Here is a 15228-nt window from a genome sequence, read left to right on the forward strand (position 1 = left end):
ATATCATCGTCGCCAAGAACAACTGGCCCGAGTTCGCCGCTGCCTTCCGTTGCCCGCTGAACCTGCGCGTGTCCCTCCTCCGGCTCTACAACATTCGCAATGATGTGGCCCATTCGCGCCCTCTGGGCCTGTCGGACATCCTGTTCGCCATGACCGAAGGCGGATTGATCTTCCGATGCTTGGGCTTGCCGATCGAGTATCGAACCTAGCTTTATCCTAGGCAGGGGCGCAGTTGTCGCCCGGGTGCGCCGATCGCTAAGGTAGCGCTCTGTCCGGGCGCAACGGCGTAGCCTCAGGAGGGCGAGGCGCGATGATCTTCAAACCTAAGCAGCGCACAAAGCTGCTGGTGTCGTTGAAATATGCGCTTGAGCAGGCCGATGTGATCGGCAACCGCTCGCTGCCTGCGGACTCCGCGAGACGCTTTGAAGACGCGCTTGGCGCACTCGATCTGGCCGATAGGGAGCGCCTGCGCACCTACATCAGCGACGCCCCGATGACTGAACTGATCTACGGCTTCTTGCTGCCAAGGTTTCGTCATTTGGAGCCCACGCCGGACAGCCGAGCGCCCCTGTCCTCCATCCCCGAGTTTTCCAACCTCGATGCGCTCGCCGAAGAGATCGTCGTGGCGATGGAGACGCTCCCTTGGTCATACCGCTTCACCATGGAGCTTCCGGCGGCGGTGTCGGCTCGACTACCTCTGGACTTTGCCTGGGATCTTGGCGACGGCGTCAGCATCGCACGCGGCAAGGGCGTCGCGGGGCGCTATCTGGATCCCGACCCGCGCGATCGGGGAGAGACGACGCCGATCTTCCCCTTGGCAGGCGCCACCAAGGCTCAGCTGCTGGTCGGGGTCGAAGGGGTCGTCAACGTCTGGCAGGGAACCCGGCCTTACTTCCTGGGGTTGGACCGCACCAAAGCGATCCTCGGCTTGATGCTGGCTCTGGAGTTGACCGCTTATTCGATCCCCGAATGGGACCGGGAGGAGACCTACGCCAAGGCGCACATCTTCCAGCGCCAAGCTGACGACACCTATCGTTACGAGACGTCCGCACACTTTGGCCGGGCGCTCAGCGATACGATCCTGACCCTGTCGATCGGTCCCGGAGCCGATGTCACCTCGCGCGCGGCATGGGGACGCACGATCGGAGGAAAGATCAGCGCAATCAGCCGTGTCCTGCGCGCGCCTGAGGCCACGCGCGAGCGGCTGCTGCTCGGCGCACAGTGGTTCTTTGAAAGCCGCGGCGGCGACAGCCAACTCCTCTGCTTCATCCAGACCATGGTCTGCCTGGAGATCCTGGTCGGAGAGGAGCTGAAAGGCGACCAGCCCAAGCTTGGGATCAGCGAGCTGATCCGCAATCGCGTGGCCTACCTGATCGGCAAGGACATGACCGAGCGCAACCATATCCTGGAAACCTTCGGGACGATCTACAAGGTGCGCTCGGAGATCGTCCATCGCGGGCACAGCCGTCTCACGCCCGAACAGGAGCGCCACCATGCCACGCTACGCAGCTATTGCGCCCGCGTGCTGCGCGCCGAAGTCGCGTTGCTGAGATCTGAAACCGATCCGCCCGATGATCACTGGTTGGACGATCTGCTTGGCGATCCTGGCGCTGATCCGCTGAAGGGGATGTACGACGCCCGCAGGGCCAAGGCGTTGTTGGACGCGCTCACGGCGCAACTGAAGGCTCCAGCCTAGCAATCTGCGGCTTGCGGCGATCGTCCACGGCAAGGATTGGGGCTCCGCCCCGAGCGCGCTTCGGATCGGCTTCCGCCCAGCTTCGACCGGCCTTGCGGCCGTCCTGCAGCCGGGTCCCCGCGAAGCCGTCCCTCCGCTTGCACCCCCGGTCTCGCCGACGGGCAAGGGTTCGATGTCGAACCCCTGCCTTGAGGATGAGGACCATGGGACAAGCCGCTGAAACCCTTGAGCCCCGCGTCTATGTCGCCTGCCTTGCGGCCTATAACGCCGGCCGCCTGCATGGCGCCTGGATCGCCGTGGACGAGGACGCCGACGCCGTGCGCGAGGCTGTCGCCGCAATGCTGGCTGCCTCGCCCGAGCCGGGCGCGGAAGAGTGGGCCATTCATGACCATGAGGGCTTTGGCGGTGTGGAGGTCGGCGAGTTCGCCAGCCTCGATCGCGTGGCCGCCATCGCCGGGTTCGTCCGCGCCCGTGGGCGCTTGGGGGCCTTGGTGCTGGAGCACCTGGGCGGTGACCTCGACGCGGCGGTGGAGGCCCTAGAGGAGCAGTACCAGGGCCAATACGCTTCCCTGTTCGAGTGCTTCCAGGCGCGGACCGAGGAAACTGTCGAAATCCCCGAGGCCTTGCGCTTCTACATCGACTACGAGGCCATGGCCCGCGACGCGGTGGCGGGCGGCGAGGTCTTCACCCTCGAGACCGCCCATGACGAGATGCACGTGTTCTGGACGCGCTGAGGCGCGCCCTAGGGCGCCCTCTATTGGGCTAGCGCAGGATCAGCAGCAATGCCGCCGCCACGGCCAGGGCCGCCGCCACGGCCAGGGCCGCCAGCGCGGCCAGGCCCGTCCATCCGGCAGGGGTGAGCAGGCGGGGATCGGGCGTAGGCGAGGGGGCATGGAACGACCCTAGAGCAGGCGGGAACGGGTGGCTAGGCGAGCAGCGCCGGCTGTTCGACGGCGGTGGCGCTGACGGCCTCGAAATTGGAGACGGTCACGCCCAGGAGACGAATGCCCAGGCGGGCGGGTAGGACGCTGGAGACGAGGTCGCGGGCCATGCGGCGCAGGGCCGCCGGATCGGTCACGGCGCCGCTGGCCGAGCGGCTGCGGGTGGCCTGCTGGAAGTCGGCGTATTTGACCTTCACCGTCACCGTGCGCCCAAACGCCTGGGCGCGCGCGCACCAGCCATGGACCTTTTCGGCCAGGGCCTCGACCTCGGCGGTGATGGTCGCCGGATCGGTCAGGTCGGTCTCGAACGTCGTCTCGCTGCCCGAGGACTTACGCACCCGGTCGGCATTGACCGGGCGGTGGTCCTCGCCCCGCGCGATCCCGTGAAACCACGGCCCGGACTTGCCGAAATGCTGGGCCAAGAACGCCATCGACTGGCGGCGAAGGTCCTCGCCGGTCTCGATCCCCAGCCTGCGCATCTTGGCCTCGGTGACCGTGCCCACGCCGTGGAAGCGGCCCACCGGGAGCCCCGCGACGAAGGCCTCGCCCTTGCCTGGCGCGACCACGAACTGGCCGTTGGGCTTGTTCTGATCCGAAGCCAGTTTGGCCAGAAACTTGTTGTAGGAAATCCCGGCCGAAGCCGTCAGGCCGGTTTCGGCGAGGATCCGGGCACGGATCTCGCGGGCGGTGTCGGTGGCGGTGGGCAGGCCCGCGCGGTTGGCGGTCACATCGAGATAGGCCTCGTCCAACGACAGCGGCTCGATGGCGTCGGCATAGTCGGCGAAGATCGCGTGGATCTGGCGCGACACGGCCTTGTAGACTTCGAACCTTGGCGGGGTGAACACCAGCTGCGGACACAGGCGCAGGGCGGTGGTCGAGGGCATGGCCGATCGCACCCCAAACTTGCGCGCCTCGTAGCTGGCGGCCGCCACCACGCCGCGTCGCGCGCCATGGCCCACGGCCAGGGGACGGCCGCGCAAAGCCGGATCATCGCGCTGCTCAACCGACGCGAAGAAGGCGTCCATGTCGATATGGATGATCTTGCGCGGGGGCGATCCTGGGTCGGGGCGCGGGTCTGGGGTCATCTCGACTCCATCTTAGCACGCCATGGGACGTGGCGCGAACGGAACATGAACAAACTCTGACTGTCCGTTCAACGCGCCAGGCGCCGTAGGGCGTGTTGCGAACCCGGCGCGCAGGGTGTCGGTCCAGGCCTCCTTAGTGCCGCCAGCGGCAGGCCTGACTTATGCTCAAAATGAGCCTAAGGGTAGGCTTCGCTCTGTGGTGCTGGGCACGCATTCCTCCTGGAGGGAACGATCGCATCAAGTCTCTGCTGGATCCTGTCGGCCCTCGCTCATGGCCTTCTCCTCCTCACCCTCGAGACGTTGGTCTCCTATGCGTGGAGTAAGATCATGACCCTGACCGCCTTGACCCAAAAGTTGCTCCGTAGTTCCGTTGAGTTCTTCAAGAAGCTGATGCTTCACTCGATGATCGCGGCGATCGCGTCCATCTGACGGCCCCAGGCGCCTCCGGCGCCGGGGCCGTTTTGCTGTAGGCGAGGCGCTGTGGACGCCCGCCATCTGGCGGGATCACCGAGCCGGCGAGCGACGCCTGCGCCGACGTCAATCCCAGCAAGATCGCCGGCCCGGCGACGCCCAGGCACGCCGGGGTTAGGGGGAAGTGGTCTGCCCTAACCTAGGCGGGACGGGCTATGATGGTCGGATGATAAGCAACGATTGGACCAGGCAGGCGCTCAACGCATTAGCCAGCGCGGCGGCGGACGAGGTGGCTTTCACGTTTCCTGCCAGGCAATCGGCGGCGGCGGGCGCGTTCGTTCATCACCACACCGGTGCTTTCGGGGTGCTCCTCACAGCGACCAGCAGCGCCGTTTTCGCCGACAACGCCGCCCATGTCGCGGCGGCGATCACCAATGGCGACAGCCAGTTGCCCAAGGGGTTTGATCCCCACGTGCCGCTCCCCAACGCGATCGGGCCGCACCTGCGGAAGCTCCAAGCCATCCAGAGCCAGCTTTTCGAGATGGTCTATATTCGGGTGGCGGACAATCTGATGACCTATGTCGTCGACGTGATGGCCGAGTGCATGCGCGCGCAGCCAAACCTTATCCGATCGACCAAGGACAGCGTACCGACCGACGTCCTTTTGAACTACGACAGCATGGACGAGTTGAGGGCCCATCTCATCGAGCGAAAGCTGTTGGGCGTCGCCTATCTTGGCCTGGAGGGTCAGTGCGACTGGCTCCATACCCATCTCGGCGTCAGCGACCTGAGGAAAATTCCCGCCTTTCCAAGCGTCGTCGAGCTGATCGAAACCCGCAACTGCATGGTGCATAGCCGCGCGAAGGTTGGCGAGAAGTTCCTGCGGGCGCTGCGCCCGTTCGGTGTTGTGGCGACCAAGGGTCAGCCCCTCGAGGTCTCCATGGATGACCTCTTCGTCGTCGGAAGGGCGGCCGTGGAATTTGCTCGGCACATCGACGAGCAGGTGATTGCGAAGTTCGATCTGGCCCCGTCTCGGTAAGTCATCGCGGCCAAGGCTTTCGGAGCGCAGGGGGGGGGGCGGCAGACGTTGCGGCTGGCGCGCGCTCGGCCCAGGTCGCCCGGCTCCGGGCCGCAGTCCTACAAGGTCGCCAGAACGTCGCTCAGGTCGTAGCGCTGGTGGGCGATCTGGTGCACCGCCTCGCCCTCGCGCCGATGGGCACGAGCCGGCGTCCGCCCCACCGCCGCGCCAGCCTAGCTGGCCTTCAATCAAGCTCGTGACGGATGGCGCCGAAGTAGCGAAACGGTGACCGCGTCTCTTCGCGCTTGAGGCCGGCCGTGGTTTCGATCTTAAGGCCAGCGGCGGCTGCACCGAGCAGGGCCAGTACCGGCGCTGCGACGGGCAACTCGATGGGAAGGGCCGTGGCAGCCACGGTCGTCGCCCCCGCCGCGGCGAAGGCCTTAGTCCAGTTCATCGAGATAGACAGGTCCGCCACGGCCTTGCGGTTGTTCCAGCCCGCGACGGTCTTGGTGTAGCGGGCCAGCTCACTGTCGAAGCGCTCGATCTCTGTGCGGATCGCCGCCCGGTCCAAACCGTTCGCCGCGATCTTGGCGCACAACTCGTCGATGTGCAGTCGCAGGCTTGTCAGGTCCTCGCGATAGCGCCGGCGAAAGGCCAGAATGTCGTCGACGGGCAAAGCGCGGCTGGGCACGATGAAGGCGCGTTGCAAGTCCAGGCGAAAGCCCAGGCCAGGTTCCAGCTCGTAGCCGGGGATCAGCGCCTGCCCGTCCTGTTCCCAGATCGCCCAACCGCCTGGGTCGCGCGCGTTGAGCTTCTGATAGACCATGAACGGGATCAGGGCCGGATAGGCTGAGCCATCCTTTCCGAAATCGACGAACGAGCGCTGTACGTGCGCTTCCAGCGCATCGGTCTCTAGCAAGGACCTGGGGCGGCCATGGAGCAGGCCGTTGGGGACATCCAGGCGCTCGAAATAGACGAGTGGAACCGCCAGGTCGGCCACGAGCTCGGCCTCCGCATAGCGCTGGTTCGTGCCGCCCTCCTGGGTGGGCAAGTCGATCATCGCCAGGACCGCGCCACGCTCGCCGCGCTCCAGGCCTTGGGTGATGAGTTGCACCTCTGCCGTGGAGCGCAGTTTCTTGGCTTGTGCGCCTTGCCCATCCCCGGGCTGGCGCCCGCCGGTCCCATCCTTGCCGTTTCTAAGCTTCATGGTTCCCCCACGCGCGGCTTGCGCAACAGTAGAGCATGCTGTCAGGGTTTTGCGTCCGGCGCGCTAGCGCCACACGTCGCGCAAGGGAATGAAATGAACCGGCTCCGAGGTTGGAAAATCCCGCGCGGTCAGGATCACCTGGACGGGGGCGATTTCCTGCTGCGCGGCAAGCTCGACGAAGGGACGCAACACCACGCCCATTGGCGTGCGCAGTCCCGCGCCCTTGGCGATATCGGGGAAGGCGTCTAGCACCGCCAAGCCAGGATAGTGGGTGCCTGGCCGCCGCATGAGGTCGAGCAGCGCATACTGGTAGGCAAACGAGAAGTAGATCGTCAGCGTCCCGCCCAGCTGCGTCTTTGCTGGTTTGCCGTCGATGAAGAAATTCGTCTTGCGATCGCTCACCCGAACCGTCACCGCGCCGCCCTTGGTCCAGGTCTGCGGATCCATCGCCCGGATACGGTTGAGGTAGGTTGTGAACCCTTCGCTAAGCCAGTCGGAGGCGGACTCGAAGGATGCGCCCTCTTCATGGGCGGCCACGCGAGCCTCAAGGTCGAGAGCTTCGCGGCGGAGCTGGTCAATACGAGCGGAGAAGGCGTCTCGCTCCCGCAGCGGGTCGTAGAGACGGTCGAGGCTTTGCTTGCGGGCGCCCAGGCCGCCGATCTTCTGGTCAAGCAGCGCGACGCTCTCGGGCACCAACTGGCTGGCGTTCGCCTGGAAGGGGCGCAGCGTCGTTTCCAAGGCTTCGAGCGCTCTTTCCAGAAGTGTGACCTCTCTTGCCCGGTCAGTCAGCTCGCGCTGGGCGGCCGCAATAAGCTCTCCGGCCTCCGCGACTTCTTTGGCGATCTGTTCCTGTTCGAACTTCAGGCGCGCTTTGGCCGTGGCGTCCGAGCCGTCTTCGGAGGCCAGCGCCTGGTCGCAGAGAAAACAGCAGCCGGGCTTGGCGTGGCGGGCCTCGACCGACTGGTCGCAAGCCGGGCAGTGGGTGATGCGCAGGTCAGAGAAAATCGATGCGGAGACTTCGGCTCGGGTCAGGCGTTCGCGTTCTCGGCCAAGGGTTTGGCGATAGTCACGCAGTTCGGTGAGGCGACGCTCCAGTTTGGCGACGGCGGATACGGCCGCTCCGCGGTCCGCGAGCACTTCGGCGCGCCGGGAAAGAAGGGCCTGGAGATCGTCTCGGCCAAGATCGACCAGCTGTCGTATCCTTTCGAGCTCGGCTGAGCGATCCACGATCAGTTCGCCAATTTCGGCATCCAGTCGGCGCTTGGCCGTTTCAATCGACGCTTCGGTCAGTCCGACCTGCAATTCCTGTTCAGCAAACAGGCCCGGAGCGATCTGCTGGACCAGTTGGAAGAAGAAGTCCTTGCGGTTCTCCGCCCGAGCAATCTCGCGCCGCTTATCCACCAGCTTGGCAAGATCCTCGGAAAAGAGCTTTTCGGCCAAGCCGAGGAACTGCAAGAGCACCGCATGCTGTTCGCTATCGGGCTGGCGAGCCACCAGCTCGTTCCAGAATTCCTGGCGCCGATAGATGTGTCGATAGATCGAGCGCCAACCGAGCGTTGGCCAGGTGCGTTCGCTTGAAGCTGCGCCTTGCGGGTATCGCAACTCAGGGATCTGCAGGAGTCGGAGCAGGAGGCTCTCGGCCTCGGGGGCGGATATTCGCTCGTTGTCGATCAGAAGGACCGAGCGCGCCCCGTCCTCATCCCACTGCCGGGAAAGAACCAGGCGTCGATCGCCGGCCGTCATGTCCGCTGAGACGCCCTTGTACTTGCTCACGATGACCGGGTCGAACCGCGTTTTGGCGGAGTCGGTTTCGAACAGGAGGAAGTCCAGCATCTTGAGCCAGGTGCTCTTGCCGGAGTTCTGTTGGCCCACAATGACATTGACGCCCAGCTTGAACTTGAGGCTTTCGTCCTCGCCCTCGCGAGGGGTGCGCGTCAGGGTGTGGATGACCAGTCGGGAGCGCATCAGCCCTCGCTTCCAATAATGTGGCCGAGCGGCCGATCGCTGACGTCTTCGCCGAAGGTCTGGTAGATCAGGTCCTTCAGCTCATTGCCGGTACGAGCGCCGAACGCCTCGTTGACCTGCCGCATATGGGCGACGAGAGGGGCGAAGGACGGCTCTTCGAGCAGTTTGCGGGCGAGCTTTTTTCCGGTCTTGGTCAGAGCCAGGTGCACTGATTTTCCCGGTTTGCTCACCGCGATCAGGGCGCGGGCCTCCAGGAAGGCCAGGACGTGATAGTAGCGCTTGTCCCAGGGGCCGTAATGGTGTCGCACCATGGCCGCCTCAATCGGTGCGCCCTCGACGCCCTGACCTTGGACCACATTGAAAAAGTCCGGATAGCGGATGAAGAAGTCCAGCTTGGCCATTTTGGTCAAGCCTCGAACCTTACCGCTGACGCCGCAGGTCAGAAGGAGCAGGAGGAGGCGTCCAGCATGGAATTCCAGCACGTCGTCCGCCAACAGCGGAAGGGCGGCTGGGCGGGAGGCGTGATGTCTCAGCGCCTTCATGCGCGCGCCGGAATAAAGCGATGACGACACCGTTCGGCCGCCACATACATCACAGCCTGCAGCGCGCTTAAGGTAGCTCCAGGAAAGCTTGTTTTCAAAGCGGCCAGCGCGTTCAGGCAGGCGCCGTGAAAGGCGACGCCATTGACCGCAAGCGCGCCGCTGTCGAGCTGGCTTAGCAGGTGGTTCAACGTGGCGATGGCCTCGGCTTCCATCTCCGCGGTCCCGCTGTCGGCCATGTACTTGGGGTCCAGCTCGCGCTGCCGGTAACGGCGGCGCAGGTCCTCGGCCGTATCGATCACGCCGGTCTCGATGCCGGCGTCATCCATCTTTCGGCGCATGATCTCGCCCGCCTTGTTGGACGAAATGCCCTTCACTTCGGCGATCTGGCCCCGCATCCATTGCAGGAAAAGTTCTCGCCCCAGTTTCTTGGCCTCCGCGCCGTCACGCCAACGGGGGAGGGACGCCTTCATCATCCGACGCAGGACGCGTTCGTAGAGATCCTTTCGCTGGTCCGAGAAAAGCACTTCGCCTTGCTTTTCGAGCCAGGCGTCGAGCATCTTGAGGTTGGCGTTTTCCAGCGCTGTTGCGGACTCGGCGACCTCCCAGACCAGATCGCTCACCCAGTGGGAGGCCGATCGTCCACGAGGCGAAGCGATATCGCCAAGCCGTTCGCAGACGTCGCGATGCAAACCTAGCATGTCCGGCTTGCCTAACTTCCGTTCGTCGTGACCGGTCGGCAGGCGAAGGAGTGCAAGGTCCGAATGGACGCCGACACGGGTGACGAGCCGGAATGTGCAGGGCTCGGCGCAACGATCATGAGCCAAGGATTTGGCGGCTATCGACGAGGAGCCACCGCTGCACAACATCGCCATCGACCAAAGCTGGTCGGGATTGTCGGATTTGACCTGAACGAGTTCGACCGCATCCACGCCATCACAATTCCAGATCAGAGTGATGTCGTCTTCGGCCTCGCACCACACCTCTTTCAGGCTCGGATCTTCGAGCATGATCAGGCAGTACTTCGCGGCCACGTGATCTTGGTAGATGAAGCCCGTGCGGGCGATTGAGCCACCTTCCTCGAGGGGCGCGAGCGCCCAGATCGAGGGCAGGACGTCCAGCTGCATTCCGACTACTTCCCCCGCGCCGCAAAGCAGCGCCCCTGATCAAGTTGATGCAGCCAGGGGTTTAATGTCAACGCGCCCTCAGCAATCCAAGCCTGCGCGGGCAGACGCTCACGATCGACGATGTCAGGGGCAATCCAGAACATGAAGTCCTCGGAAAGACGCCGGCGGATGGCGATGGACGGCCCTGGACGATCCGCAAACCGTAGGTAGGAACTGGGGTAGAGCTACGCCGTTTGAGCCGAAATATATGATTAGAAACAGCTATTTACATTTTCGTGGCAGACTCCGTCTCCGCCAACCCCCTTCCCAATTCCCTGATTATTAAAGACAAACCCCTTTTGGGGCGGCATTTCTCGCGAGCGCTTGCGCATCAGCGTGCCGGCCTCGGGCGCCCGTCGCTTGGCGCGACGGTCAGGCCGGACGGCGCATCGATTCGATTTTCCAGAAAAGGGCCCGCTGGTGACCGCGTATCCGCAGAAGGCTGGCTCCGAAGGATGATCCCCGGGCGTGGAAGCCCGGGGATTCCCTGAAGGGAAGGCGTGGATCAGGGCTTGGGCGCGTCGGCGGCCTCGACGTAGTCGGTGCTCGTCGGGCCGAAGCCGAAGATGTAGACGCTGGCCGGCTGGTCGTGGGTCTGGGCGAAGTGATCCACCCCCGCCGGCTCGGTGTAGAAGCTGCCCGGGGGCAGTTCCTTGACCAGAGGATCGAGGTTCTTGGCGCCGTAGCCGAAGAACCAGACGCCCGAGACCACCACGGCCGTGCGGCTGTCCTTGTGGCTGTGGGCGGCGATCCGCGTATGGGGCGGCACCCGGATCTCGATCGTGTAGGGGCCTGACTTGGTCGGGTCGCCGTAGAGGATCGTGGTCTTGATCCCCGCCACGCCGGAGGTGCCGGCGCCGGCCCCGCCCTTGGCGAGGGCGGCGATCTCCGGCGGCGTCAGGCGGATGGACGGATCCTCGGCCCGGACCGGTCCGGCCAGGGCGACGGCCGCCAGGGCCGCCGCGCCGACCAGCAAGCGCGCCGCGCTCACGACTTGGGGTCCTTTTTAGCGTCGAGAAACTCGTGGACGATCTTCACCGTCGCAGTCGGGTTCTCTTCCATGATCCAGTGGCCCGAGGCAGGGATCACGCCCTCTGTGACGTCGCTGGCGGTGTAGCGCATGACCGCGGCCATGGTCAGGCCGAACGACTTCTCGCCGCCCAGGGCCAGGACGGGCATCGGCAGCTTGCCCTTCTCGGCCAGGATCGCCTTGTCGTCGATGGCGTCCTGGTCGAAGGCGGCGAACTGCGAGAAGCCGGCGTGCATGGCGCCGGGCAGGGCGTAGAGCTTGGCGTAGTGGACGCGGGCGCCTTCGGAGAACTTGCTCGGGTCGGCCGAGAACTCGTTCCAGAAGCGGTCGAGATAGATTCGCTCGCGACCGGCCACCAGCCGCTCCATGTCCGGGCCGCCGAACCGGAAGTGCCACAGCAGCGGGTTCTTGAGGATCTCCTCCCACGGGCCGATGCCGGGCACCGGGGCGTCGATCAGCACGAAGCGGGTCACCCGCTCGGGGTGCTGCATGGCGAAGGCGTAGCCGACCATGTTGCCGATGTCGTGGGTGACCAGGTCGGCCTTGTCGATCTTCAGGGCGTCGAGCACCCCGGCCACGTCGCCGGCCTGGGTCTTCTTGTCGTAGCCGCCGGCGGGACGCGACGACAGGCCAAGGCCGCGCAGGTCGGGCACGATGACGGTGTGGTCGCGGGCGAGGTCCGTCGCCAGCGGACCCCACATGTCGCCGGTCTCGCCATAGCCGTGCAGCAGCACGACCGCCGGACCCTTGCCGCCGACGCGGACGTGGATCGTCGCGCCGTTGGCGGGGATCTCGCTGATCTTGAACGAGGCTGGGAAGGGCGGCGGCTGGGCCTGGCTTGGCGAGGCGAAAGCCAGTCCGGCCAGGGCGAGGCCGGCCGCGACGGGGGCGGCAAGAGCGGTGCGGATCATCGGTGTCTCTCCGGAAGCATGCGGCCGACGTCCCTCGGAGTCTCCGCGATTTCCGATGACACTGTTATGCCGGCGTGCTTGAGCCTCAAGGCCAACCGGGGGGCGAGCTTTTACCCGGATGGGTATGCGACAGCGGCGGCATTGGGCGCAGTGTGCTGGTCAGGCTTGCGTCTGGTCCAGGGGCCGGTTTTCCAGGGAACTTCATGACCGACCGCGCAAAGCCCCGACGCCAAAAGCCTGGCCATCGCCTGCGATCGGCCTTCGCCGCGTTCCTGATCCTGCTGACCGCCGCGCCCCAGACGCTGGCCCAGCCCGAAGCATTGGCGATCACGCAGTTTCGCCATACCGCCTGGAAGGGCGCGGTCGTCGAGCCGGGCCGGATCAACGACATCGTCCAGTCCAGGGACGGCTATCTGTGGCTTTCCGGAACGGACGGTCTGGCGCGGTTCGACGGCGTCTCGTTCGACACCTTCTCTCCGGCGACCGACGATCCCACCGTCTCCTACGGCGTCGCCCAACTGCTGCAGACCCGGGCCGGCGAGCTGTGGGTCGGTCGGATGCAGGGCGCGGGGGTGTCGGCCTTCCGCGACCGCCGCTTCGTCTCGACAGGCATGCCCGATCCGTCGCGGCAGATCATCGATCTCGACCAGGACGAGGACGGGGTCGTCTGGGCGGCCAATGCGCGGCCGACGCGATCGTTGTCGCGGTTCAGCGAAGGGCGCTGGGAGGAACTGGGTCCGAGCTGGGGCATGCCCGACGGCTGGGTCTTCTCGCTGCTGGCGGCGCGGAACGGCGTGCTCTGGGTCGTCACCATGGACAAGCTGGCCTTTCTGCGCCGGGGCGCGCGCCGCTTCGAGGTGACCGACGCCAAGGTCAGCAGCGGCGCGGGATTGGCCGAGGACGCCGAGGGCCACGTGTGGATCTCAGACCAGGCCGGCACGCGCCGCTTGCCCGACTATCCGTCGGGAAGGACGAGCACGCGAGGGCTGCCCGACTATCCGCCGCTCGATTTCCATCGGCGCACCAAGATCACCTTTGCCCCCGACGGCAGCCTGTGGGGCGCCACGGAGTCGGCGGGCCTGTTCCGCATCTCCACGCCCAACGGCCGGGGCGTGACGAGCACCTTCGGGGTCAAGGACGGCCTGACCGACGACCAGATGACGATCGTCTTCGCCGATCGCGAAGGGACGATCTGGGCGGGCGGCGCGCGCGGTCTCAACGCCTTCGTGGCGCCCAGCGTGGTCGAGGAGCCGCTTATCCCATCCGGAACGGACGAGAATTACATCGCCGAGGACGGGCGAGGCCTGGTCTATGTCAGCGGCGGCGGTGCGCTGTTCGTGATCCGGCCCAACCAGGCCCCGGTCAAAATCCGCCAGGGCCTGCCGCGCAACATCCACCTGTGCGGCGGCGAGGGCAGCGCCTTCCTGCTGCATGACGGCAAGGTGGACGAGATGCGCGACGGCCGCACGGTGCGGACCTTCCCGATGGACCAGTCGCGGGAGTTCTTCATCTGCACCGTCAGCGGCGGCGGCAAGCTGTGGGTGTCGTCCAACGACCACAAGCTGGCCATGCACGACCAGGCCGGATGGCACGACCGCCAGACGCTCACCAGCGGCGTCGACGAGCAGTTCGCCGTCGATCGCCAGGGCCGGCCGATCGTCATCAGCGGCTTTTCCAGCCTGACCCGCATCGACGGCGAAAAGACGACGAAGTGGACCCCAGAGCAGCTGAAGCTCGGCCGCCTGACCTTCGTCCACGACGGCGCGGCCGGCCTGGTCGTCGGCGGCTCGGCCGGCCTGGCGCGGTTGGGCGGGGGCAAGACTGAGCACATCGACGTGCGTCGCCATCCCTGGCTGCGCAATGTCCGCTACATGCTGGAGACACCCGACGGCGAGGCCTGGCTGTTCACCTTTTCCAGCATCGTGCGGCTCTCGGTCGCCGACCTCAACCGGGCCTTCGCCCATCCCGACGAGCCCATCCCGCACCGGGTGTTCGACGAGCTCGACGGCCTGACCAGCGGTTCGGCGCGCTATGACGGGGTGCGGGCGGCGCGGGGCGGCGACGGCCGCCTGTGGTTCCTGGGCACGGCCAGCGTCATGCGGATCACGCCGGGCGACCTGGTCCGCAACGACACCCCGCCGCCGATCGTGATCCGCTCGGTGACCGCCGGCGGTCGCCCGGTGGCGACGACCGGGCCGCTCACCCTGCCGGTCGGGGTCAGCAGGCTGCAGATCGATTACGCCGCGCTCAGCCTGCGCACCCCCAGCCGGGTGCGCTTCCGCTATCGGCTGGCGGGGATCGACGACGCCTGGGTCGAGGCCGGGTCGCGCCGCACGGCCTTCTACAACAACCTGCCGCCGGGCCAGTATCGGTTCACCGTAATCGGGACCAATGACGACGGGGTCTGGAACACCATGGGCGCCTCGCTCGAGGTCACCGTGCCGCCGACCTTCTGGCAGTCGCGCCTGTTCTTCGTGCTCTGCCTGCTGGCCTTCGCGGTCGCGACCTGGCTGCTCTACCGCGTGCGGCTGCGCACGGTGACGGAAAGAATCCGTGCACGGATGAACGAGCGCCTGGCCGAGCGCGAGCGCATCGCCCGCGAGCTGCACGACACCCTGCTGCAGGGCGTCCAGGGCCTGATCCTGCGCTTCCAGCTGCTCGTCGAGGACCTGCCGCGCGAACAGCCGCAGCGGGCCCCGCTGGAGCAGGCGCTGGACGCCGCCGACGAGGTGCTGGGCCAGGCGCGCGACCGGGTCCTGGACCTGCGCGCGGTCGACCGGGCCGAGGACCTGGAAGTGGCGCTGTCCAAGCTGGCCCAGGCCCACGGCCGCGAGGGCGGGGCGCCCGTCGGCGTCTTCGTCGAGGGCGCGCCGCGGCCGCTGGACGAGATCGCGGGCGAAGAGGTGCTGGCGATCGTCGGCGAGGCGGTCGCCAATGCGCGCGCCCACGCCGGCGCGGGCTGCATCGAGATCCGCGTCGTCTTCGGCCCGCGCCGACTGATCGTGTCGGTGGTGGACGACGGGCGGGGCATCGCGCCGGAAATCCTGCGCGACGGCGGACGGGCGGGGCACTTCGGGCTGGCCGGCATGCGGGAACGGGCCAGAACCCTGAGTGGGCGCTTCAAAGTCGATAGCCAGCCGGGCGCCGGAACGCGCATAACCGTCACCGTCCCCGCGCGAACGGCCTATGCGCCGCGCCCGTGGTCATCGTGGCGCGACGTTCTGGCGTGGAGGCCCTGACATGGGAAATCCTCAGATAG

12 protein-coding genes are annotated in these 15228 nt (G+C 66.2%); 5 read left to right on the top strand and 7 right to left on the bottom strand.

The genetic code is table 11. From position 1 onward, the window contains the following. The 3 genes from I4Q42_RS03295 to I4Q42_RS03305 form a co-directional block, all read left to right on the top strand. A partial coding sequence (locus tag I4Q42_RS03295; RefSeq protein WP_198574639.1) for a hypothetical protein occupies positions 1 to 209 on the top strand: 209 nt, incomplete at its 5' end. A 101-nt stretch (positions 210 to 310) separates the two neighbouring features. Beyond that, entirely contained in the window at positions 311 to 1696 is a 1386-nt protein-coding gene (locus tag I4Q42_RS03300) for a HEPN domain-containing protein (RefSeq protein ID WP_198574640.1), read from the top strand. A gap of 203 nt (positions 1697 to 1899) precedes the next feature. After that, complete coding sequence (locus I4Q42_RS03305) at positions 1900 to 2430, top strand: antirestriction protein ArdA (RefSeq protein ID WP_198574641.1); 531 nt, start codon at positions 1900 to 1902, stop codon at positions 2428 to 2430. A 191-nt stretch (positions 2431 to 2621) separates the two neighbouring features. Here the strand turns inward: I4Q42_RS03305 and dinB are convergent, their stop codons facing one another. After that, a complete protein-coding gene (gene dinB, locus I4Q42_RS03310; RefSeq protein ID WP_198574642.1) occupies positions 2622 to 3722 on the bottom strand; it encodes a DNA polymerase IV in 1101 nt (366 codons plus the stop codon). Positions 3723 to 4359: 637 nt separating this feature from the next. Between dinB and I4Q42_RS03315 the strand changes: the two genes are divergently transcribed. Then, complete coding sequence (locus tag I4Q42_RS03315; RefSeq protein WP_198574643.1) at positions 4360 to 5172, top strand: hypothetical protein; 813 nt, start codon at positions 4360 to 4362, stop codon at positions 5170 to 5172. 223 nt (positions 5173 to 5395) lie between these two features. Here I4Q42_RS03315 and I4Q42_RS03320 read toward each other — a convergent pair whose 3' ends face one another. The 6 genes from I4Q42_RS03320 to I4Q42_RS03345 all read right to left on the bottom strand — a co-directional run bounded on the left by I4Q42_RS03320 (position 5396) and on the right by I4Q42_RS03345 (position 11969). Further along, positions 5396 to 6358, bottom strand: a complete 963-nt coding sequence (locus tag I4Q42_RS03320) for a DUF6236 family protein (protein WP_198574644.1) — start codon at positions 6356 to 6358, stop codon at positions 5396 to 5398. A gap of 63 nt (positions 6359 to 6421) precedes the next feature. Then, positions 6422 to 8323 (bottom strand): hypothetical protein, encoded by a 1902-nt coding sequence (locus tag I4Q42_RS03325; RefSeq protein ID WP_198574645.1) that lies wholly within the window; start codon positions 8321 to 8323, stop codon positions 6422 to 6424. Continuing rightward, positions 8323 to 8895: a hypothetical protein gene (locus I4Q42_RS03330; protein WP_198574646.1), complete on the bottom strand. Its 573-nt coding sequence runs from the start codon at positions 8893 to 8895 to the stop codon at positions 8323 to 8325. Before I4Q42_RS03330 ends, I4Q42_RS03325 begins: the two co-directional genes overlap by 1 nt. After that, on the bottom strand, positions 8862 to 9989 hold the full coding sequence (locus I4Q42_RS03335) for a dsDNA nuclease domain-containing protein (protein ID WP_198574647.1): 1128 nt from the start codon (positions 9987 to 9989) through the stop codon (positions 8862 to 8864). The genes I4Q42_RS03330 and I4Q42_RS03335 overlap by 34 nt, the downstream gene beginning before the upstream one ends. A gap of 544 nt (positions 9990 to 10533) precedes the next feature. Next, a complete protein-coding gene (locus I4Q42_RS03340) occupies positions 10534 to 11019 on the bottom strand; it encodes a cupin domain-containing protein (protein ID WP_198574648.1) in 486 nt (161 codons plus the stop codon). Continuing rightward, the gene (locus I4Q42_RS03345; RefSeq protein WP_198574649.1) at positions 11016 to 11969 is read right to left on the bottom strand and encodes an alpha/beta fold hydrolase; all 954 of its coding nucleotides are present in this window, start codon (positions 11967 to 11969) and stop codon (positions 11016 to 11018) included. The genes I4Q42_RS03340 and I4Q42_RS03345 overlap by 4 nt, the downstream gene beginning before the upstream one ends. A gap of 203 nt (positions 11970 to 12172) precedes the next feature. Between I4Q42_RS03345 and I4Q42_RS03350 the strand changes: the two genes are divergently transcribed. Further along, positions 12173 to 15208 carry a sensor histidine kinase gene (locus I4Q42_RS03350; protein WP_198574650.1) on the top strand — a complete coding sequence of 1012 codons (3036 nt, stop codon included), beginning with the start codon at positions 12173 to 12175 and terminating at the stop codon, positions 15206 to 15208. Positions 15209 to 15228: the final 20 nt, after the last annotated feature.

The sequence above is a fragment of the Caulobacter hibisci genome, assembly GCF_016135805.1.
Lineage (GTDB): Bacteria > Pseudomonadota > Alphaproteobacteria > Caulobacterales > Caulobacteraceae > Caulobacter > Caulobacter hibisci.